The following is a 21205-nucleotide window of genomic DNA, read 5'->3' as shown; positions in this document are numbered from 1 at the left end:
GGCGCTCCTGTGCACCCCGGTTACCGGGAGGTGGCCAGCCATGCATGAACTGGTGCAACTCGTTCTGGACCTCGCGCGCAACACGTGGCGGTTCAAGTGGATCGCCTTGCTGCTCGCCTGGCCCATCGCCCTGGGTGGCTGGGCGTGGGTGGCGCAGCAGCCGGACGAGTACCGCGCGTCCACCCGGGTATACGTGGATACGCGCTCGCTGCTGCAGCCGCTGATGAGCGGCCTGTCGATCATGCCGAACGTCAGCGAGCAGCTGGACATGGTGAACCGCACCCTGCTCAGCCGCCCCAACCTGGAGCAGGTCGCGCGGGACAGCGACCTCGATCTGCAGGCCAACACGGATGCGGAGCTCGAGCAGGTGGTCGCCGAGCTGGAGCGCCGCATCGACTTTCGGGGCAGCCCCCGGGACAACCTCTACACCATCGCGTACCGGGATCAGGATCCGCAGCGGGCCCGCTCGGTGGTGCAGTCGCTGCTCGATATCTTCGTGGAGACCAGCCTGGGTGGGGCTCGCAGCGATCTCGGCAGCTCGCGGGCGTTCATCGAGTCGCAGGTGGAGGCCTACGAGCAGCGCATCGACGAGCTCGATCAGCGCATCAGCGAGTTCGAGCGCGAGCACCACGGCCTGCTGCCCGGTTCCGGGCCCGACTACTACGCGCGGGTCAAGGAAAACGAGGCACGGCTCGAGGAGGCCCGCCTCGAGCTCGAGGAGGCCGTGGAGCGGCGTAACACGTTCCAGCAGCGGCTGCAGCAGATGGAGACCGAGAACGTCGAGCCGCCACCGGACGGTGCTCAGCAGCGTCTTGCCGACCTCGAGAGCCGCATCAACGAGATGGAGCGCAGCCTCGACCAGATGCTGCTCCGCTACACCGAGGAGCACCCGGACGTCATCGCGACGCGGCGGGTGCTGGGGGATCTGGAGCAGCGTCGCGACGAGTTGCTGGCGCAGGTCGGCGGCGGTGAGAGTGACGAGGAGCGCGATCAGTTCGCCTATCGCTCCCAGCTCGAGTTCGCCCTTGCCGAGGCGGAGAGCCGCGTTGCCTCGCTCCGGGCCCGGGTGCAGGAGTTCGAGCAGCGCCAGCAGCAGCTCGAGGACGCCGTGGCGCGCATTCCCCAGATCGAGGCCGAGTACAAGGAGCTCACGCGCAACTACGACATCGTCCAGCGCAATTACGACACGCTGCGAGAGCGCCGTGAGCTGGCGCGGCTCACCGGCGAGGTCCAGGTGGGTACGGACACGGTCGAGTTCCGCGTCGTGGATCCGCCGTTCGTGCCATCCAACCCGGTGTCGCCGGATCGCTTCGTGCTCTCGAGCGCGGTGCTTTTCCTGGCGCTTGGCGCTGGCGGCGGTGCGGCCTTCGGTCTCGGCCAGCTGCGCCCGGCCGTGGTCTCGCGGGCAGCGCTCGAGCGCCTCACCGAGCGCCCGTACCTCGGCGCCGTGTCGATCAACCCGACGCCCCAGCACCGGCGCCGCACGATTCTCAAGCTCGGCGGCTTCCTGCTCGCGGTGGCCGCGTTGCTGGGCGTCTATGCGGGCGTAGTCACGCTCCCGGTCCTTGGCTGAACGGCAGAAGGAACTCGCTATGAACACCATTGAGCGCGCCATGCGCAAGGCAGCCGGGGCCGAGCCCCTCCCGGAGTCCACGGAGCGGGAGGCGCCGCGACAGGAGGCTCCCGAGCCGCCGCCGCACTTCCGCGAGTCGAGTCCGGAGCCGGGCATACAGCCGGCGGTGGACCGCCCCGCGCATCCGCTCGATCCCGAGCGCATGCGGCGGCTGGGGTTGCTCACCCCGGACGAGGACCGTGGCCGGGTGGCCGAGGAGTTCCGGACGCTGAAGCGCCCGCTGATCCGGAATGCCTTCGGGCAGAACGGCCCGGCGATCCGCAACGGCAATCTGATCATGGTGACGAGCGCCCTGCCGCGGGAGGGCAAGACGTTCTGCACCATCAACCTCGCGCTCAGCATCACGCGGGAGATCGGGCGCACCGTGATGCTCGTGGACGCCGATGTGGCGCGACCGTCGATCCTTCATTACCTCGGCCTGCAGGGCGCGGAGCTGGGGCTGCTGGATGTCCTGGGCGGCCACGTGGGCAATCTCTCCGACGTGATCCTGCGCACCGATGTACCGAACCTCACGGTGGTGCCCGCAGGGCGCAATTACAGCCAGTCCACTGAGCTGCTGGCGAGCGACGCCATGGCGGCGCTTGGCCAGGAGATGGCGGAGCGCTATCCGGACCGCATCGTCCTGTTCGACTCGCCGCCCCTGCTCGCCACGACGGAGGCCAGCGTGCTGGCCACCCACATGGGGCAGATACTTGTGGTCGTGCAGGCCATGCGCACGGCCCAGAACGCGGTCAGCAGTGCGTTGGAGCAGATCGAGGGCTGCGACGTGGTGATGACCATGCTCAACCGGGTGACCCGCCTGCCGGGGCTCGATTATCAGTATGGATATGGCTACGGCTACGGGTCCTATGGCAGCTGAGCGCGCACTGGTCGGTCCCGGGACGGCAGCCGTGGCGGCGGCGCTTCTGGCGTCTCCAGCGCACGCGCTAGACTGGTCGTTTACGCCGACGCTCAGCGACAGTCTCACCTTCACCGACAACGTTGAACTCGCCCCCCCTGGTGAGGAGGACTGGGAGCTGATCAACGTGATCAGTCCTGGCTTCAACGTGACGGGGGATAGCGCGCGCACAACGGTCAATGCAAGCTACCGGCTGCGCGCACTGACCCACCTGCGCGAATCCGATCGCGACCGTCTCAATCACGTCTTCAGCGGCTCCCTCAATTCGGAGCTGATTGGGGAAAACCTCTTCATTGACGCTAGCGCGAGATATAGCCAGGAGGTGCTCTCTCTTTTCGGGCCGATCGGGTTGGACGATACTTCGGATACGGGCAATGTCGAAGACGTCGGAACCGTCAGCGTCAGCCCTTATCTCGTTAATCGATTCGGATCGTTCGCGGAGTCGACACTTCGCTATCGACATAGCCGCGTCTATCGCGATTTCAGCGAGGATAACTACTCCAACAGCGCGAGCTGGAACCTCGATAGCGGCTCGCGCTTCGGGCGGCTCTCATGGGGCCTGGATGCGCAGGCCCAGCGGGTAACCGGTGTGGATCGCGATCCGGCGACGTTTCGCAGTGCCTCCGCGAGCGTTGGCTACGAATTGACACGTAAGCTTCGCGTGACGGCGAGCGGTGGGTACGAGGACAACGATTACGAGTCGGACCGGGCTGACCTTTCCGGTGAGTTCTGGACGGTCGGGGCCACCTATGCGCCAAATCGCCGTACGAGCGTTAGCGCGACCTACGGGGAGCGGTATATCAGCGAGACGAAGAGTTTCAGCATCACGCATCGGCGGCGGTCGGCGCAGCTGAGTGCTAGCTATTCGGAATCAATAAGCTCTTCCGAGCTTTCTGTTTTTGAGGGCTTCGAGGAAGGTGACGGATTCGTTATCTGTCTGCCGGATGATCCATTCTGTGCACCGGGGCAGATTATTCGACGTACAATAATTCCTGTCTTCGAGCCGGTAAATGAGTTTTCGTATACGCGCCGTGGTACCGGAACGCTCACGATTTTCGGAACGCGCAATACGCTCACGTTCAATGCATTCCAAGTGCGCCGTGATTTTGAGGTCTCCGAAGAGGAAACCACGCAGACGGGCGGCTCTGTCTCATGGACCTGGAAGCTCGGTCCGGTTACTAGCTTCAACAGCACCGCCAGCTATTCACGGAACGAGAGTGAGCTGAGCGAGCGCGAAGACGATCTCTACTCGTTCACGGCCGGCTTCAACCGCAGCATTGGCCAGGACATTAATGCAAGTCTGCGTTACCGCCACGTGCGCCGGGACAGCAACGAGCCGGCGGGCGAATACCGCGAGAACGCCATCACGCTGACGGTCTCCGCCAGCTTCTAGGGCATGGAAGGGCACGGATCGGGATGAGCAAGCTTCTGCCACCTGTTCTCTGCGTCGTCGGCGCCCGCCCCAACTTCATGAAGATGGCGCCGATCCTGGAGGCGTTCGCCCGCGCCGAGCCGGCGATCCCCGCGACGCTCGTGCACACCGGCCAGCACTACGACGTGGCCATGAACGAGCAGCACTTCGCGGCGCTTGGCCTGCCGAAGCCGGACATCTCCCTGGAGGTGGGCTCCGGCAGCCACGCGAAGCAGACCGCGGCGGTGATGGAGCACTTCGAGCCGGTCCTGGACGAGGTGCAGCCGGCGGCGGTGCTCGTGGTCGGGGACGTCAACTCCACGCTCGCGTGCACCCTGGTGGCGAGCAAGAAGGGCGTGCCCGTGATTCACGTCGAGGCCGGCCTGCGCTCCTACGACCGCACCATGCCCGAGGAGATCAACCGCGTCCTTACCGATCAGATTGCCGACCTGCTGTTCACCACGGAGGCGAAAGCCGAGGACAACCTCGCCCGCGAAGGGGTGCCCGCCGAGCGCGTGCGCTTCGTCGGCAACGTCATGATCGACTCCGTCCACCGCAACCGGGAGAAGGCGGTAAGCGCCGCCCAGACTCTCGCGGCGCTGGACGTGGACCCGGCGAAGCCCTGGGGCCTTGTCACCCTGCACCGCCCGTCGAACGTGGACGACGCGGCAGTCCTCGCGAACATCGTTGGCACCCTTAACGAGGCCGCCGAGCGTTTGCCGCTTGTGTTCCCCGTGCATCCGCGGACCCGCGCGCGGATGTCGCACGTGGCTGCGCCGCGCACGACCTACGGCTCCGCGGGCACAGCGGCTCCTGTGGGAGCGGTCTCCGACCGCGAAAGCGCGCGCAGCGCGCTCCAGGAGCCCCCGGAGGGTACGGCGCCAGGCGCCGTTTCGCGGTCGGAAGCCGCTCCCACGGGAGCGACCAACCTCCACCTCCTGGACCCCGTCGACTACCTCACCATGCTCGGGCTGCTCCAGAGCGCCACCCTGGTGATCACCGACTCCGGCGGCCTCCAGGAGGAGACCACCGCCCTCGGCATCCCGTGCCTCACCGTGCGGGAGAACACCGAGCGCCCCATCACCATCGAGCAGGGCACCAACACCCTGGTCGGCACCGACCGCGCCACCATCCTCGCCGCGGTGGACAACATCCTCACCACCGGCGGCAAGCAGGGCCGCATCCCGGAGTATTGGGACGGCCAGACCGCCGAGCGCATCGCCACCGAGCTCAACCGCTGGCTCGGCAGGAGTGGCTGAGATGGAGCAGTGGCGTAGCAAACTCCCCGTGGGAGCGGTCTCCGCCCGCGAAGCCGCGCGCGGCGCAGTACAAGCCGGTAGGTCGTGCACGGCCGAAGGCCGTGTGCGACATCCCAGCCCGGCTAACCCAGTCAACGCCCTCACCCTCGACATCGAAGACTACTTCCAGGTCTCCGCCTTCGAGGGCATAGCACCGCGGGCGCATTGGGACGACTATCCGGGCCGGGTCGAGGCCAACACCCACCGCCTGCTCGACCTTATGGCCGAGCATGGCGTGCGCAGCACCTGCTTTACCCTCGGGTGGATCGCCGAGCGCTATCCCGCGCTCGTCCGGCGGATCGTCGAGGAAGGCCACGAGCTGGCCAGCCACGGCTACGACCACCGCCGGGTCCGCGACCTCGACGATGCAGCTTTCCGCGAGGACCTCATACGCGCCAAGGGCCTGCTGGAGGACGCCGGCGGCGCCCTCGTGCGCGGCTACCGTGCTCCCAGCTTCTCCATGGACGCGCGCACCCCCCGGGCCTGGGACGCGCTGGCCGCGACCGGGCATGCCTACAGCTCGAGCGTGTACCCGATCCGCCATGATCACTACGGCATGCCGGACTCGCCCCTCGGTCTGCACCGGCCGAATGGTGAGGGCAGCGCGCTGGAGATCCCCGTGGCTGCGCTGCCGGCCGCCGGGCGCACATGGCCCGCCGCCGGCGGTGGCTACTTCCGCCTGCTGCCCTACGGCGTCAGCCGCTGGAGCCTGCGCCGCATCAACGCCGAGGGCCGCAACGCGATCTTCTATCTACACCCGTGGGAGATCGACCCGGACCAGCCGCGCATGCCCGGCATCCCGGCGAGGACCCGCTTCCGCCACTACGTTGGCCTCCGCCGCACCGAAGGCCGCCTCCGGCGCCTGCTCCAGGACTTCGCCTGGGACCGCATCGACCGGATTTTTCCCGAGGTGATGGGATGAGCGAGTGGATGGAGCGCCACGCCGGTGAGTCCGAGCCGCCCGTGGGAGGCGAGTCCACTCGGCGACCCTCCGCGGCGGGCAGGAACCCTACTGAAGAGTCGCCGCTACAAGCGCCTCCCACAGCGGCGCCAGAGTCTCCTCCTGCCACTGTGGGAGGCGCGAGTCGCGGCGACTCTTCGCACGGCCTCCAGGTCACCACCCTGACCGAAAGCGACCACCCCCGCTGGGACGCCTTCGTCGACGCCTGCCCAACGGCCACCTTCTGCCACCGCGCCGGCTGGCAGACGGTCATCGAGCGCGCCTTCCGGCACCCCACCTGGTTCCTGATGGCCGAGGGCGAGCAGGGCATCGAGGGGGTGCTGCCGCTGGCCCGGGTGAGAAGCCGGCTGTTCGGCGACCAGCTCACCTCGCTGCCGTTCTGTGTCTACGGCGGCATCGCCGCGACCACGGACCGGGCGACCCAGGCGCTGGACCAGGCCGCCGTGGATCTTGCCGAGGACCTCGGCGTCGGCCACCTGGAGTACCGTCACCGCGACTTCGCCCTACACGACGACTGGCCCACGAAAGACCTCTACGTCACCTTCCGCGGCGCCATCCACGAGGACCCGGACGCCAACCTGAAGGCCATCCCCCGCAAGCAGCGGGCCATGGTGCGCAAGGGCATCGACGCGGGCCTTGAGTGGTCACTGGATGACGACAGCGCGCGCTTCTTCCCGGCTTACGCCGAGAGCGTGCGCAACCTGGGTACCCCGGTCTTCGCGAAGCGTTACTTCGACATCCTGCGTGACGTCTTCGGCGACGCCTGCGAGGTGCTCACAGTCACCCACCGCGGCCGGATCGTGGCGAGCGTGCTCAGCTTCTACTTCCGCGACGAGGTGTTCCCCTACTACGGCGGCGGCACCGGCGCGAGCCGGGGGCTCTACGCCAACGACTTCATGTACTGGTCGCTCATGGAGCGTGCGCGGCAGAGGGGCTGCAGGGTCTTCGACTACGGCCGCAGCAAGAAGGACACGGGCTCCTACCGCTTCAAGAAGCATTGGGGGTTCATCCCCGAGCCGCTGCACTACGAGTGCCGCTTGGTGCGCGAGCACGCGCTGCGCGACAACAGCCCCATGAACCCGCGCTACCAGCGCTTCATCCGCCTCTGGCAGCGCCTCCCGCTGCCGGTGGCGAATGCCATTGGCCCTCACATAGTCCGCAGCCTCGGGTGACCGGCATGAGCGACCTGCTGTTCCTATGCCACCGCATCCCCTACCCGCCGGACAAGGGCGAGAAGATCCGCGCCTGGAACCTCCTGCGCGGGCTGGCGGCACGGCACCGCGTCCATCTCGGGGCCTTCGTGGACGATGCCGTGGACTGGGCGGGACGCGAGGCCCTCGAGCAGATCTGCGCCGAAGTGCATCTGGTGTGGCTGAACCGCCGGCTGGGCAAGCTGCGCAGCCTTGCCGCGCTGCCCACCCGGCAGTCCCTGAGCGTCGCCTTCTATCGCGACCGTCGCATGCAGCGCTGGGTGGGCGCGAAGCTCGCGGAGGGCATGGACAACGTCTTCGTCTACTCGTCGACGATGGCGCAGTACATGCCGATTCGCGGCGAGGGCGCCGCTCCCACAGGCGTTGATCGGACCACCGGGGCACTGTCGCTACCTGTGGGAGGTGAGTCGGCTCAGCGACCCTTGGCGGCGGGCAGAGTGCCTGCCGAAGAGTCGCCGCTACAAGCGCCTCCCACAGGGAAGGAGGGCGTTCCGCTCGCTGTGGGAGGCGCGAGCCGCGGCGACTCTCCCACAGGTGCGCCCGAACTCTCTCCCAAAGCAGGAGCGAAGCCCCTCCCCGCCGTGGGAGGCACGAGCCGCGGCGATCTCCGCCCCCTCACCATCACGGACTTCGTCGACGTCGACTCCGAGAAATGGCGCCAATACGGCGAAGCTGGGGGCCTGATGGGCTGGCTCTACAGCCTGGAAGGGCGCCGCCTCGCCGCCTTCGAGCGCGAGCGCGCACACCGGGCGGACCATACGCTGCTGGTCACCGAATCCGAGCGGACTTGCTTCCTGCGGTCGGCGCCGGAGCTCGCGGGGCGGGTGCACGCCGTGCCGAACGGGGTCGACACCGAGTACTTCAGCCCGGAGAAGTGCGGGGAGAACCCCTTCGGCGGGACGCACACCCTGGTCTTCACCGGCGCCATGGACTATCGCCCCAACGTCGAGGCCGTCCTCTGGTTCGCCCGCGAGATCTTCCCGCGCATTCGCGAACGCGAGCCCGACACCGCGTTCTGCGTCGTTGGCCTGCGCCCCACGCCTGCCGTTGAGGCGCTCGCGCGGGAGGCGGGCATCAGTGTCACCGGCCGCGTGCCGGACGTCCGCCCCTACGTCGGCCACGCCGCCGCGGTGGTGGCGCCGCTCACCATCGCGCGGGGCATTCAGAACAAGGTGCTGGAGGCCATGGCGATGGCCAAGACCGTCGTCTGTACCCCGCAGGCGCTGGAGGGGATCGACGTGAGGCACGGCGAGCACCTGTTCGTCGCGAGCGACCCCAAGCCCTTCGTCGAGGCCGTGCTTGCCCTGATTCAGCGCCCCGAGCGAGCGGCCGAGCTGGGGGCGAACGCGATGCGCTATGTCCGCGAGCACCATAGCTGGGCCGCGTCGGTCGCCGCGGTGGAGGCGTTGCTGGCGAGGGGGAACGAGCCGGAGATTCGCGGCGAGGGTGCCGCTCCCAAAGGCTTCAATCGAGCCACTGAGGCCCTGAACCCGCCTGTGGGAGGCGCGCCCTCGCGTCGAAGCCCGGGATCCAGTAGGTCGTGCACCGCCGAAAGCGGTGTGCGACATCCCATGGCAGACGTGGAAACGTCGCACGCGGCGTCGCCGCGCACGACCTACGGTCGGGACGCTGCTTATCCCGTGGGAGCGGTCTCCGACCGCGAAATGGCGCGCAGCGACGTGCATCCCAGCGTCCCGGGCAGCGCGCGGGGCGCGCTATCGTGGTCGGAGACCGCTCCCACCGGGAAAGGGATTCGCGGCGAGGGCGCCGCTCCTACGGGCTTCGATCACGCCACCGAGGCCATGAATCCACCTGTGGGAGGCGCGCACTCGCGCCGAATGTCCGTTCGCTCCAGGGAGAGTCGCGGCAGAGCCGCCGCACCTGTCGGAGCGCAATTCTGCTGCGCGAATCCCCATCCGACACCATCCACCACCCGTCGGAGGTCCCGCTCATGAGCGCGAGCACCGATCACCTGCCTTCGGCTGCGGTCGGTGAGCAGCGGCCCTATTCCTGGCCGCTGGCGGGTGCGCTGGCGGTGGGGCTCATCGCGCTCACCCTGGCGCTGTTCTTCCCCACGGCCTGGTCCATGGTGGAGATCTGGACGCGCTCGGAGACCTTCGCCCACGGCTACATAATCGCGCCCATCAGCCTGTTCCTGATCTGGCGGCGGCGGGAGGTGCTGGCGCAGATCGCGCCGCGGCCCCAGCCGCTGGCGCTGGTCGTGCTGATCGGGGCGGGCTTCCTCTGGCTGCTGAGCGACCTCGCCGAGGTGGCTGTGACCCAGCAGCTCGCGCTGGTGAGCATGATCCCCGCCGTGGTCTGGCTGACGCTGGGCACCCGGGTGGTCTGGGCGCTGCTCTTCCCGCTCGCCTACCTGTTCTTCTCGGTGCCCATCGGCGAGTTCCTCATCCTGCCGCTGATGAAGCTGACGGCGGACGTCACCGTCTCCCTGGTGCGCCTGTCGGGCATTCCGGTGTTCCGGGAGGGGTTCTTCTTCAGCCTGCCGAGTGGCAACTGGTCCATCGTCGAGGGCTGCAGCGGCCTGCGCTACCTGATCGCCTCAGTGGCCCTCGGCACGCTTTACGCCTACATCACCTACCGCAGCGCCCTGCGGCGCAGCCTGTTCGTGGTGGCCTCGGTGATCGTTCCGATCATCGCCAACAGCCTGCGCGCCTACATGATCGTGATGATCGGCCACTTCAGCGGCATGGAATACGCCACCGGCGTCGATCACCTGATCTATGGCTGGGTGTTCTTCGGCGTGGTGATTCTGCTGATGTTCTGGGTCGGCGCCTACTGGGCGGAGGACACCCGTGGCCCGGCGCCCGGCAGCCTCGAGCCCGAGCCGCGTCGGCAGGGCCTTGCCACACCGTTCTCCGTGGCGGGTATCGGCGTGCTCGCCCTGGCCGCCTGGCCGGCGCTTGCGTACCAGCTCCAGGGCCCGCCCGCCAGCGCCTTCTCCCGCGCGGCGCTGCAGGCGCCGGTGGTGGCCGGATGGTCGCAGAGTGACGGCGGGCTCACTGAGTGGTCGCCCCGCTACCGCGGCATGGACCTCGAGCGCCACGCGAGCTACCAGGGGCCCGCCGGCGAGGCCGGCCTCTACCTGGCCTACTACCTGCCGCACGCGGAGCAGGGCGAGCTCATCAACAGCCAGAACGTCATGGTGGAGCAGAAGCATCCGCGCTGGCGCATGACCACGGTCAGTGTGCGTGGGGACGTCCCTGCCGCCCCCGGCGGGTCGGTCTACGAGGCGGACCTGCGCCTGGAGGGCCAGCGCGTGCTCGCCTGGTACTGGTACTGGATCGGCGGCGAGCACCTCACCGACCGGATCCAGGGCAAGGCGCTGGAGGCATTCGCGCCGCTCATGGGCCGCGAGCGCGGCACCGCCGGGGTCGTCGTCTACGCCCCTTACGGCACCGAGCGCGAGGAGGCCCGCGAGACCCTGCGCGCCTTCCTCGCCGACGCCCGCCCGGCGCTTGACGACACACTCACGTCCACCGTGCGAGGGGGGCAGTAGCCGTGCAGGACGATCGCCCCCTCATCGCGCACGTGGTCTACCGGCTCGACACCGGCGGCCTCGAGAACGGCGTGGTAAATCTGATTAACGCGAGCGACCCGGAGCGCTTCCGCCACGGCGTGATCTGCCTGACGGGCTACACCGACTTCCGAGCGCGCATCCGCCGCGCGGACGTGCCCGTGGCCGCCCTGGACAAGCGCGCGGGTAAGGACCCGGCCCATTACCTGCGCCTCGCGCGGGTGCTGCGCAGCTGGCGACCGGCGATCGTGCACACCCGTAACCTCGGCACCCTGGATGCCCAGCTCGTGGCCGCACTGAGCGGCGTGCGCGGGCGGGTGCACGGCGAGCATGGCTGGGAGAGCGGGGCGGATGCCACCAACCCGCGCAGCCGCCGCCTGCGCCGCGCGCTGCGCCCGCTGGTGCACCGCTACATCGCGCTCTCCAAGGAGATCGAGCGCTACCTGCGCACCGCCGTCGGCGTGCCGCCCTCGCGCATCCGTCGCATCTGCAACGGCGTGGACACCGAACGCTTCCGCCCGGCCGGGGCCGAGGCCGTGGCGTCGCGGGAGCGCTTCACCATCGGTACGGTCGGGCGGCTGGTCCCGGTCAAGGATCAGGTCACCCTTTTGCGCGCGTTTGCGCGTACTCTCGCGACCACCGGCGGCGTGGCCGAGGACGGCCGGCCGCTGGAGCTCGTGCTGGTGGGCGAGGGGCCGTTGCGCGAGGGCCTGGAAACCAAGGCCGCGGAGCTCGGCATCACCCATGCCTGCCGCTTCCTCGGCAGCCGCAGCGACCTCCCCGCCCTGTACCGGGAGATGGATCTCTTCGTGCTGCCCTCGGTGGCCGAGGGCATTTCCAATACGATCCTCGAGGCCATGGCGAGCGGCCTGCCGGTGGCGGCGAGCAACGTCGGTGGCAACCCGGAGCTGGTGGAAGACAACGTCAACGGCACCCTGGTGCGGGCGGGCTCCGACACCGCCCTTGCCGGCGTGCTCACCGCCTATGCGCGGGACGCCCGCCGGCGGCGGGCGCACGCCGAGGGCGGCCGGCGCCGCGCGCTGGAGCGCTTCAGCCTGGGCGGCATGGCCCGCCAGTACGAAGAGGCCTATGCGGAGCTGCTGGAAGCGCGCGGCCTGCGCGCCGCCGCCGCGCCGGCGGCCGGCGGCACGGCGGTCAAGGAGTAGGGCACATGTGTGGCATCGCCGGCATCTTCGATCCCCGCGGGCGGCAGGCCGCCGACGCCGCCGTGCTCGATCGCATGACCGACAGCCTCGCCCACCGCGGCCCGGATGACCGCGGCACGTGGATCGACGGCCCCGTCGGCCTCGGCCACCGGCGCCTTTCCATCATCGACCTCGCCGCCGGCCACCAGCCGCTGTTCAACGAGGACGGGCGCGTCGCCATCGTCTTCAACGGCGAGATCTACAACTTCCAGCCCCTGATGGAGGAACTGAAGGCCGCCGGCCACCAGTTCCGCACCCGCTCGGACACCGAGGTCATCGTCCACGCCTGGGAGCAGTGGGGCGAGGCCTGCGTCGAGCGCCTGCGGGGCATGTTCGCCTTCGCCATCTGGGACGGCCACCGCCAGGCGCTGTTCATCGCCCGCGACCGTATCGGCATCAAGCCGCTGTTCTACGCCGAGCTCCCCGACGGGCGCGTGCTCTTCGGCTCCGAGCTCAAGGCGCTGCTGGCGCACCCCGGGCTGCCCCGGGAGATTGAGCCGCGGGCGGTGGAGGAGTACTTCGCCTACGGCTACGTGCCCGAGCCGCGCACCATCTACCGGCATGCCCGCAAGCTCCCGCCCGGCCACACGCTGACCGTGCGCGCCGGCGAGGCAGTGGGCGCGCCGCGCCAGTACTGGGACCTGCGCTTTGCGCCGGAGGCGGGCCTCGATGCCGCCGCCACCGAAGAGCGCCTGCGGGAGCGCCTGGCCGAGGCCGTGGAGAGCCACCTGGTGGCGGACGTCCCGGTCGGCGCCTTTCTCTCCGGCGGCGTGGACTCGAGCGCGGTGGTGGCCACCATGGCGGGCCTCGTGGAGCAGCCGGTGCACACCACTTCCATCAGCTTCGGCGAATCCGCCTACGACGAGGCCCGCTACGCCGCGGAGGTGGCCGAGCGCTACGGCACCGACCACCACGTCCGCCGCCTGGAGCCGGACGACTTCCAGCTCCTGGACCGGCTCGCCGGCCTCTATGACGAGCCCTACGCCGACAGCTCCGCCATGCCCACCTTCCGGGTCAGCGAGCTGGCGCGCGAGGGTGTGAAGGTCGTCCTCTCCGGCGATGGCGGCGATGAGAACTTCGCCGGCTACCGCCGCTACCGCTGGCACCTGAACGAGGAGCGCGTCCGCCGCCTGCTGCCCCGCGCCCTGCGCGGGCCGGTCTTCGGCCTCGCCGGGCGTCTCTACCCGAAGGCGGACTGGGCGCCCAAGGTGCTGCGCGCCAAGGCCACCCTCGAAGCCCTGGCGCTGGACTCGGTGGAGGCGTACTTCCACAGCGTGTCAATCGTCGGCGAGCCGCTGGCGCGGCGGCTCTTCAACGACGCCTTCCGCCGCGAGCTGGACGGCTACCGGGCGGTGGAGGTCATGCAAGGGCATGCCGCCAACGGCCCCGATCACCCGTTATCGGCGGTGCAGTACCTGGACTTCAAGACCTACCTGCCGGGGGACATCCTCACCAAGGTGGACCGCGCCAGCATGGCCCACGGCCTCGAGGTGCGGGTGCCGCTGCTCGACCACGAGTTCGTCGAGTGGGCGGCCACGGTGCCGCCGGCGCTCAAGCTCCAGGGCCGGGACGGCAAGCATGTGCTGAAGCGCGCCATGCGCCCCATGCTCTCGGAGGGGCTGATGTACCGCCCCAAGATGGGCTTCGCCGTGCCTCTCGCGGAGTGGTTCCGCGGGCCGCTGCGCGGTGCCGTGCGCTCGTCTCTCCTCGGCGAGCGCCTGGCCGATGTCGGCTGGTTCGACACCGCTTTCCTGCGGCGCGTGGTGCGCGAGCACGAGGCCGGTCTGCGCGACTACAGCGCGCTCATCTGGAGCCTGCTCATGTTCGAGCGCGCCCTTGCGGGCGCGGACCGGTCCGCCGGGGCGGCAGCGGAACCGATGGCGATGGCGGGGGGACGATGAGCCGGCGCATCCTCCACGTGCTCGATCACTCGATCCCGCTGCACAGCGGCTACAGCTTCCGCACGCGCGCGATCCTCGACGAGCAGCGGGCGCTCGGCTGGGAGACCGAGCATGTCACGGGCCCCCGCCACTACGGTGCCGAGGCGCTGGAAGAAACCGTGGAAGGCCTGCGCTTCCACCGCACCCCGGAGCTGCGCGGCCCCGGGCACAGCACGCCGGTCCTGCGCGAGGCCTATCTGATCAATGCGCTGGCGGCGCGAGTCGCGCAGGTGGCAAAGGCCGTGCGCCCGGACGTCATCCACGCCCACTCGCCGCCGCTCAACGGCTTCGCCGCTCTGCGCGTCGCCCGCCGTCTCGGCCTGCCGCTGGTCTACGAGGTGCGTGCGTTCTGGGAGGACGCCGCCGTCGACCACGGCACCACCACCGAGGGCAGCCTGCGCTACCGCGCCACCCGGGCGCTGGAGAGCTACGTGCTGCGCCGGGCGGATGCCGTCACCTGCATCTGCGAGGGCCTGCGCGGGGAGATCGTCGGCCGTGGCGTGGACCCGGCTCGCGTAACGGTGATCCCCAACGCGGTGGATCCGTCCCGCTTCCGGCTCGCCGGGGAGCGCGATGCCGGCCTCGCCGACGAGCTTGGGCTTGGCGAGGGCCCGGTGCTCGGCTTCATCGGCTCGTTCTACGGCTACGAGGGTCTGCGGGTGGCCGTGGAGGCCATGGTGGAGATCCGCGCGCGCCATCCCGGCGCCCGGCTGCTACTGGTCGGCGGCGGTCCGCAGGAGGCGGCGCTGCGCGAGCAGGTGCGCGCCCTCGGCCTCGAGGGCGCGGTGGTCCTCACCGGCCGCGTCCCCCACGAGGCCGTGCAGCGGTACTACGACCTCATCGACATCCTCGTCTACCCGCGCCTGTCCATGCGCCTGACCGACCTCGTCACCCCATTGAAGCCCCTCGAGGCCATGGCCCAGGGGCGGCTCGTGCTCGCCTCCGACGTCGGCGGCCATCGCGAGCTCATCCGCGACGGCGAGAACGGCATCCTGTTCCCCGCGGGCGACCCGGAGGCCCTGGCCCAGCGGGCGCTGGAGCTCCTGGACGACCGCACCGCCTGGCCGGCGCTGCACGCCAACGGGCGGCGGTTCGTCGAGTCGGAGCGCAGCTGGCCGGCGAGCGTGGCGCGCTATGAGGGCGTTTACGACGGGCTGGGCACTGCCGCGGAGGCGAGGGCATGCAGCTGAGCCGCCTGCGCATCGGGCTCGTGGGGCCGTTGCCGCCGCCGGAGGGCGGCATGGCCAACCAGACACGGCAGCTCGGCGAGCTGCTCGCGGGGGAGGGTCATGCCGTCGAGCTGGTGGCGGTGAACGCGGACTACCGGCCGCGCTGGGTGGCGGGGCTGCGCGGCCTTCGGGCCCTGTTCCGGCTGATTCCGTACCTGGTGCACCTGTGGCGGATGGCCGGGCGCGCGGAGGTGGTGCATGTCATGGCGAACTCGGGCTGGTCCTGGCATCTTTTCGCCGCCCCGGCCGTATGGATAGCGCGGTTGCGGGGTGTCCCGACCGTGGTCAACTACCGCGGCGGCCAGGCACCGGAGTTTCTGGCCCGCTCCGCCTGGCTCGTGCGGCCCACGCTCCGGCGGGCGGGGGCCCTGGTCGTGCCCTCCGGCTTTCTGCGCGATGTATTCGGCGCGCACGGGCTGGTCGCGGAGGTGCTTCCGAACATCATCGATCGCGAGCGCTTTTGCGCCGCCGCCGGCCGTCGCGACGGCGGCCCAAGGCTGCTGGTGGCCCGCAACCTGGAACCGCTCTACGGTGTGGATACGGCTCTGCGGGCGTTCGCGTCCCTGCGCGAACGCTATCCGGATGCGCAGCTCATCGTCGCCGGCGGTGGGCCGAGTGCCGAGCGACTGCTTGCGCTCGCGGCCTCTCTCGGCGTTGCGCAGGCCGTCACCTTTACCGGCCGCGTAGGCGTGGAACGGATGGCAGCGCTCTACCGGGATGCTGACGTCCTGCTCAATCCGAGCCGTGCCGACAACATGCCGAACGCCTTGCTTGAGGCCATGGCAAGTGGGGTGCCGATTGTCAGCACGAATGTAGGCGGTGTCCCGTACATGGTCGAGCATGGACGTACCGCGCTCCTGGTCCCGGTAGACGATGCCTACGCGATGGCCAAGGCTGCGGAGCGCCTGCTGGAGGATGCGGTGTTGCACGCCCGGCTCCGCCGAGCCGGCCTGGAGGAAGCGAGTCGTTACGCATGGCCACAGGTCCGCGAGCGGCTGCTGGATGTGTACGAACGGGCTGCGCACGGTGGCCCATCGGCAACCGCGGTGTCCTCGGGATGAGCGTGCCGAACGTCGCGATACCCCCGGCTGCGGTGCGCCGTGCGCTCTATCCCCTGCACGAGCGCCTGCTACGCCGCCCCACCTTCGCCTATCTGGCGGAGTTGGAGGCGGGCCAGTGGCAGTCCCGCGCTGTCGTGGAGGCCCGGCAGGCGGAACGCCTCGGTGCGCTCCTGCGTGTCGCTCATGCCCACTGTCCCTGGCACCGCGAGCGTATGGACGCCGCCGGCCTGGAACCCGGCAGCGATGGCGAGCCGGTGAGCCTCGAGACGCTGCGCCGTCTGCCGCCCATGACCAAGGCGGATGCCCGCGCGGCGGGTGACGCTGCCGTCTGGCACGGCGTCCCCGGTGGGGCCCAGCGCTCCAACACCGGCGGCTCCAGCGGCGAGCCGCTGATCTTCCGCTTCGGCCGCCGCCGCCAGGCCTCGGACGCCGCCGGGCGCATGCGCGCGCGCCGCTGGTGGGGCGTGGAGGTCGGCGAGCGGGAGGTCTACCTCTGGGGCTCGCCGGTGGAGCTCGGCCGCACCGACCGCATCAAGACCCTGCGCGACCGGCTGTTCAACCAGCTGGTGCTGAACGCCTTCGACATGTCGCCGCAGACCATGGACGACTACATCGCAGCCATTCGCGCCTTCCGCCCGGCCTGCGTCTACGGCTATGCGAGCTCCATCGCGCTGCTCGCCGCCCATGCCCGGGAGCGCGGCACGGATCTGTGCCTGCCGGGGCTCAGGGTGGTGTGCACCACCGGCGAGCCGCTGTTTGCCCACCAGCGCGAGCTGATCGGCGAGGTCTTCGGGGTGCCGGTGGCCAACGAGTTCGGCAGCCGGGACATCGGCTTCACCGCCCACGAGTCCCCCGCCGGGCAGATGCTCCTGTGCTCCGAGAGCATCATCCTCGAGGTGCTGGACCCCCAGGGCGAGCCCGTCGCCCCCGGGGAGGTGGGCGAGGCGGTGATGACGGGGCTCTGCTCCGAGGCCCAGCCATTCCTGCGCTACCGCACCGGGGACATGGTCCGCGTCTCCGGCGCCGCCTGCCGCGAGGGCCGGGGCCTGCACGTCATCGACGAGGTGGTGGGCCGCAGCACGGACTTCGTGGTCCGTGCCGACGGCGCCGTGATGCACGCCCTTTCGGTGATCTACGTGCTGCGGGATCTGGAGGGCATCGCCGAGTTCCGCTTCATCCAGCATCGGGTCGACGAGGCCGAGATCCTGGTGGTGCCCGGCGCAGGTTGGGACGCCACCACCGCCGAGCAGGCCCGTAACGGCCTGCGCGCCCGGCTCGGGCGCGAGGTGCGGGTGCGCATATGCGAGGTGGACGCCATCCCGCCGGAGGCGTCGGGCAAGTACCGTTACGTGGTCAGCCACGTGCCGCTGCCGGGCGCGCTGCGGGTGGCCGCCGGCGGGGAGGGGCAGCCATGAGCGCCGCGGTCACCCGCCTGCTGGACCTGCCGCGCCGTTATCGGCCCTGGGTGCCGGCCCACCTGCGCCTCGTGCTGCGCGACATCGTGGCCCCGGGCCGCGCCGTGCCGGGCCGCCATGACGAGCATGCATTGGCCGCCATCCAGTGGCTCGAGCGCGCGCAGGACCGCCGCGAAGGCCAGCCGGACGCCGGTGGCGTCTCCGCGGGCTGGAGCTTCGAGGACGGCTGGCTGCCGAGCTACCCGGAGACCAGCGGCTACATCGTCGAAACCTTCCTCGCCGCTGCCCGGAGCCTGGAGCGCCCCTCCCTGGTGGACCGCGCCCAACGCATCCTCGACTGGGAGCTGGGCCTGCAGCTCCCGGACGGCGCCTTCCCCGGCCACTTCGGCGAGGCCGGCAGCCGGCCGGTGATCTTCAACACCGGGCAGATCATGCACGGGCTGATCGCCGGCTATGGCCAGCTCGGCCGACCGGAGTGCCTGGCCGCCGCCGTGCGCGCCGGACGCTGGATGCTCGCGCAACAGGATGCCGACGGCTGCTGGCGGCGCAGCGTGCACAACGGCATCCCGCACACCTACAACACCCGCGCCGCCTGGGCGCTGCTGCGCACGGGCCTGCTGGCCGACGAGCCAATGCTGGTGCGCGCCGCCCGCGCCAACCTGGACTGGGCGCTCACCCAGCAGGACGCCGACGGCTGGTTCCGGAACAACGCCTTCCGCGAGGGCGAGCCGCCGTTCACCCACACCATCGCCTACGCCGCCCGCGGGCTGCTGGAGTCGGGCCTACTGCTCGGGGAGTCGCGCTACGTGGTGGCGGCCGAGCGCACCGCGAGGGCGCTGGCCGGGCAGCAGCGCGCGGACGGATTCCTCGCCGGCGCCTTCGCCGCGGGCTGGGTCGGGGAGGGGCGGCGCTACTGCTGCCTCACCGGCCTCGCCCAGACGGCGCTTATCTGGCAGCGCCTGGCGCAGACGCCGACGGGCCATGATCTCGCCGAGCACGCGGAGCGGGCGATCGCGTATCTGAAACGCCAGCACCGCCGGCGCGGCGACGGTGCCCCGGACGACGGCGGCATCGCCGGCTCCGCACCCATCTGGGGCCGCTACTCGCGCTTCGAGTATCCCAACTGGGCGGCGAAGTTCTTCGCCGATGCGCTGCTGGTGGGTCTCTCCGGCGAGCCGGTGCCGGCGGCCGATCCCGTGGTCGCAGCGCAAGGGCGGGAGGTGGCCGATGCCTAGGCCGCGCATCATCGTGCTCTGCGGGCGCTCGCCGCGGCACCTGTACGTGGCGAACCGCCTCTGCGAGGCGGCGGACGTCCAGGCCATCGTCCACGAGACCGGCGGCTGGAGCGTGCGCAAGCTCCGGCGGCTGCTGAATCCGAAGACGTTCTGGCAGAAGGCCTGGCGCTGGCTGCGCGACCGCCGCCGCTACACCGGCGGCGGTGAGGCGCAATACTTCTTTGGCGACCGCCCGGCGGCGCTGGACCACCCCGAACGCGTCACCCTGGTGCCGACGGTGAATGACCCGGCCGTCGTCGAGCTGGTGGACCGCATTCAGCCGGACTATGTGGCCGTCTTCGGCACCACGCTCATCCGCGAGCCGCTGCTCGGCCGGGCGACGCTGCTGAATCTCCACGGCGGCCTCTCGCCGGACTACCGCGGCGCGGACTGCACCTTCTGGGCCCTGCACAACGGCGAGCCGGAGCAGGTGGGCTGCACCCTGCACTTCATCGATGCCGGCATCGACACCGGACGCCTCATCGCCCACGTCTGCCCCGCGGTGCATCCGGACGACGACGAGCTCAGGCTCTTCTGGCGCGCCGTGCGCGACAGCGCCGAGGTCTACGCCCGGATGCTCGAGCGGCTATCGGCGGGCGAGCCCATCGGCGAGCACCAGGCCCGTCGCGGCCGGCTGTACCGGGTGAGCGACCGCACCCTGCGCAGCGAGCGCGCCCTGGCCGAGCGCCTGCAGCGCGAGCCGCTGCCCGAGCTGCCGCCCCGAATCCGCTGGTTCGGCGGGCCCGCGGCCGCCCGCCGGGAGGCGCAGGCATGAGAGCGATCCTGCTCACAGCCATAGTATTCGCGATGCTGCCCATGATCCTGCGGCAGCCCTATTTCGGTGTGCTGGCGTGGTCGTGGATGAGCTACATGAACCCGCACCGCTTCGCGTGGGGGTTTGCTACGGACATGTCCTACGCGCTCATGATCGCTGTCTGCACGCTCATCGGCCTGATGCTGGCAAGGAACGAGCCGAAGCGGATCCCGTGGACGCGGGAGTCGCTTCTGCTGCTGATCTTCACGCTATGGATGTTCTTTACCACCACGCAGTCGCTCTACCCGTGGCTCGCCTGGGACCAGTGGGACAAGGTCTGGCGCATCCAGCTGATGACCTTCGTCACCATGATGCTCATCTACACGCCGCAGCGGATCCACCTGCTGATGTGGGTGATCACACTCTCGCTGGCGTTCTTCGGCATCAAGGGCGGCTGGTTCACGCTTTCGACTGGCGGCGCACATCGCGTTCTCGGCCCCGCAAACAGCTTCATCGCGGATCGGAACTCGATCGGCCTTGCGCTGATCATGACGATTCCGATGCTGCGGTACCTGCAACTTCAGGCGCAGCACAAATGGCTGAAGCTCGTGCTGACGGTATCGATTGCCCTCACGATGATTTCAATTATCGGCACGCACTCGCGCGGCGCGCTTGTGGGCGGCGTCGCCATGCTGGGCTTCTTTCTGCTGAAGAGCCGCGGCAAGGCGGGGGTGCTCCTGCTCGTCGTGCCGGTCGTCCTGGCCACCCCTTACTTCATGCCCGAGAAGTACTTCGACCGCATGGAGACCATCCAGAACTGGGAGGAAGACAACTCGGCCTCAGAGCGTGTGCGGGCGTGGGGGAATGCCGTTGATCTCGCCAACCACCGCTTCATCGGCGGAGGTTTCCGTGCGCTCGTCTACTGGGGCGGGCGCGACTCGCACAGCATATTCTTCGGCACGCTGGGCGAGCATGGCTGGCTCGGACTCGCCATGTTCATGCTCCTGCTGCTATTCACCTGGCGATCGGCGAGCTACATCATCCGGCACAGCCGACGGGATCCCGAGCTCTACTGGGCGCGGGACCTTGCCGCCATGCTGCAGGTAAGCCTGGTGGGCTATTGCGGCGCGGGAGCATTCCTCGGGCTGCAATACTTTGACCTCTACTACTCGATCATCGCCATTGTCGTAGTGACCAAGCTGATCGTTCAGCGCAAGGTGGCGGGGCAGGAGGCCCTCGCCCCCGCCTCCGATGCGTTGCCCCTGCCGGCACGTCTGGCGTCCATGACACGGGTTCTCGGAGGGCCTCTGCGGGCATGAGCGCGCTACTCGGATCGCTGCCACGCCAGCTTGGCCGGGGCAAGACGCCGGCCGGGATGAC

The 21205-nt window shown here is 69.8% G+C and carries 16 protein-coding genes; all 16 read left to right on the top strand.

Translation table 11 applies throughout. The features are described 5' to 3' along the window. Positions 1-40: 40 nt before the first annotated feature. Positions 41-1573: an XrtA system polysaccharide chain length determinant gene (locus LMH63_RS15635; protein WP_109678890.1), complete on the top strand. Its 1533-nt coding sequence runs from the start codon at positions 41-43 to the stop codon at positions 1571-1573. Between the two features lie 19 nt (positions 1574-1592). Further along, entirely contained in the window at positions 1593-2492 is a 900-nt protein-coding gene (locus LMH63_RS15630; RefSeq protein ID WP_109678889.1) for an XrtA-associated tyrosine autokinase, read from the top strand. Next, positions 2482-3924, top strand: coding sequence for a TIGR03016 family PEP-CTERM system-associated outer membrane protein (locus LMH63_RS15625; protein ID WP_158280383.1), 1443 nt, complete (start codon positions 2482-2484; stop codon positions 3922-3924). The genes LMH63_RS15630 and LMH63_RS15625 overlap by 11 nt, the downstream gene beginning before the upstream one ends. 23 nt (positions 3925-3947) lie before the next feature. After that, the gene (locus LMH63_RS15620) at positions 3948-5201 is read left to right on the top strand and encodes a UDP-N-acetyl glucosamine 2-epimerase (RefSeq protein WP_109678887.1); all 1254 of its coding nucleotides are present in this window, start codon (positions 3948-3950) and stop codon (positions 5199-5201) included. Between the two features lie 103 nt (positions 5202-5304). Further along, positions 5305-6162 (top strand): XrtA system polysaccharide deacetylase, encoded by an 858-nt coding sequence (locus LMH63_RS15615; RefSeq protein WP_229332621.1) that lies wholly within the window; start codon positions 5305-5307, stop codon positions 6160-6162. A gap of 149 nt (positions 6163-6311) precedes the next feature. Beyond that, the gene (locus LMH63_RS15610) at positions 6312-7373 is read left to right on the top strand and encodes a FemAB family XrtA/PEP-CTERM system-associated protein (protein ID WP_229332620.1); all 1062 of its coding nucleotides are present in this window, start codon (positions 6312-6314) and stop codon (positions 7371-7373) included. A gap of 5 nt (positions 7374-7378) precedes the next feature. Then, positions 7379-9367, top strand: coding sequence for a TIGR03087 family PEP-CTERM/XrtA system glycosyltransferase (locus LMH63_RS15605; RefSeq protein WP_146205217.1), 1989 nt, complete (start codon positions 7379-7381; stop codon positions 9365-9367). Beyond that, positions 9364-10929, top strand: coding sequence for an exosortase A (xrtA, locus tag LMH63_RS15600; protein ID WP_109678883.1), 1566 nt, complete (start codon positions 9364-9366; stop codon positions 10927-10929). The genes LMH63_RS15605 and xrtA overlap by 4 nt, the downstream gene beginning before the upstream one ends. 2 nt (positions 10930-10931) lie before the next feature. Continuing rightward, entirely contained in the window at positions 10932-12113 is a 1182-nt protein-coding gene (locus LMH63_RS15595) for a TIGR03088 family PEP-CTERM/XrtA system glycosyltransferase (protein WP_109678882.1), read from the top strand. A gap of 5 nt (positions 12114-12118) precedes the next feature. Then, positions 12119-14053 carry an XrtA/PEP-CTERM system amidotransferase gene (locus LMH63_RS15590; protein ID WP_109678881.1) on the top strand — a complete coding sequence of 645 codons (1935 nt, stop codon included), beginning with the start codon at positions 12119-12121 and terminating at the stop codon, positions 14051-14053. Further along, a complete protein-coding gene (locus tag LMH63_RS15585; protein WP_109678880.1) occupies positions 14050-15282 on the top strand; it encodes a TIGR04063 family PEP-CTERM/XrtA system glycosyltransferase in 1233 nt (410 codons plus the stop codon). Before LMH63_RS15590 ends, LMH63_RS15585 begins: the two co-directional genes overlap by 4 nt. Then, complete coding sequence (locus LMH63_RS15580; protein WP_109678879.1) at positions 15273-16382, top strand: glycosyltransferase family 4 protein; 1110 nt, start codon at positions 15273-15275, stop codon at positions 16380-16382. Before LMH63_RS15585 ends, LMH63_RS15580 begins: the two co-directional genes overlap by 10 nt. Then, positions 16379-17797, top strand: a complete 1419-nt coding sequence (locus LMH63_RS15575; protein WP_109678878.1) for a phenylacetate--CoA ligase family protein — start codon at positions 16379-16381, stop codon at positions 17795-17797. The genes LMH63_RS15580 and LMH63_RS15575 overlap by 4 nt, the downstream gene beginning before the upstream one ends. After that, a complete protein-coding gene (locus LMH63_RS15570) occupies positions 17794-19032 on the top strand; it encodes a prenyltransferase/squalene oxidase repeat-containing protein (RefSeq protein ID WP_109678877.1) in 1239 nt (412 codons plus the stop codon). Before LMH63_RS15575 ends, LMH63_RS15570 begins: the two co-directional genes overlap by 4 nt. Beyond that, positions 19025-19846: a formyl transferase gene (locus tag LMH63_RS15565; RefSeq protein ID WP_109678876.1), complete on the top strand. Its 822-nt coding sequence runs from the start codon at positions 19025-19027 to the stop codon at positions 19844-19846. Before LMH63_RS15570 ends, LMH63_RS15565 begins: the two co-directional genes overlap by 8 nt. Further along, entirely contained in the window at positions 19843-21144 is a 1302-nt protein-coding gene (locus tag LMH63_RS15560; RefSeq protein WP_109678875.1) for a putative O-glycosylation ligase, exosortase A system-associated, read from the top strand. The genes LMH63_RS15565 and LMH63_RS15560 overlap by 4 nt, the downstream gene beginning before the upstream one ends. Positions 21145-21205 lie beyond the last annotated feature (61 nt).

The organism is Spiribacter halobius (assembly GCF_020883455.1).
GTDB lineage: Bacteria > Pseudomonadota > Gammaproteobacteria > Nitrococcales > Nitrococcaceae > Sediminicurvatus > Sediminicurvatus halobius.
The sequence above is the reverse complement of the archived record's forward strand: the minus strand, read 5'-3'. Positions and strand labels throughout refer to the sequence as shown.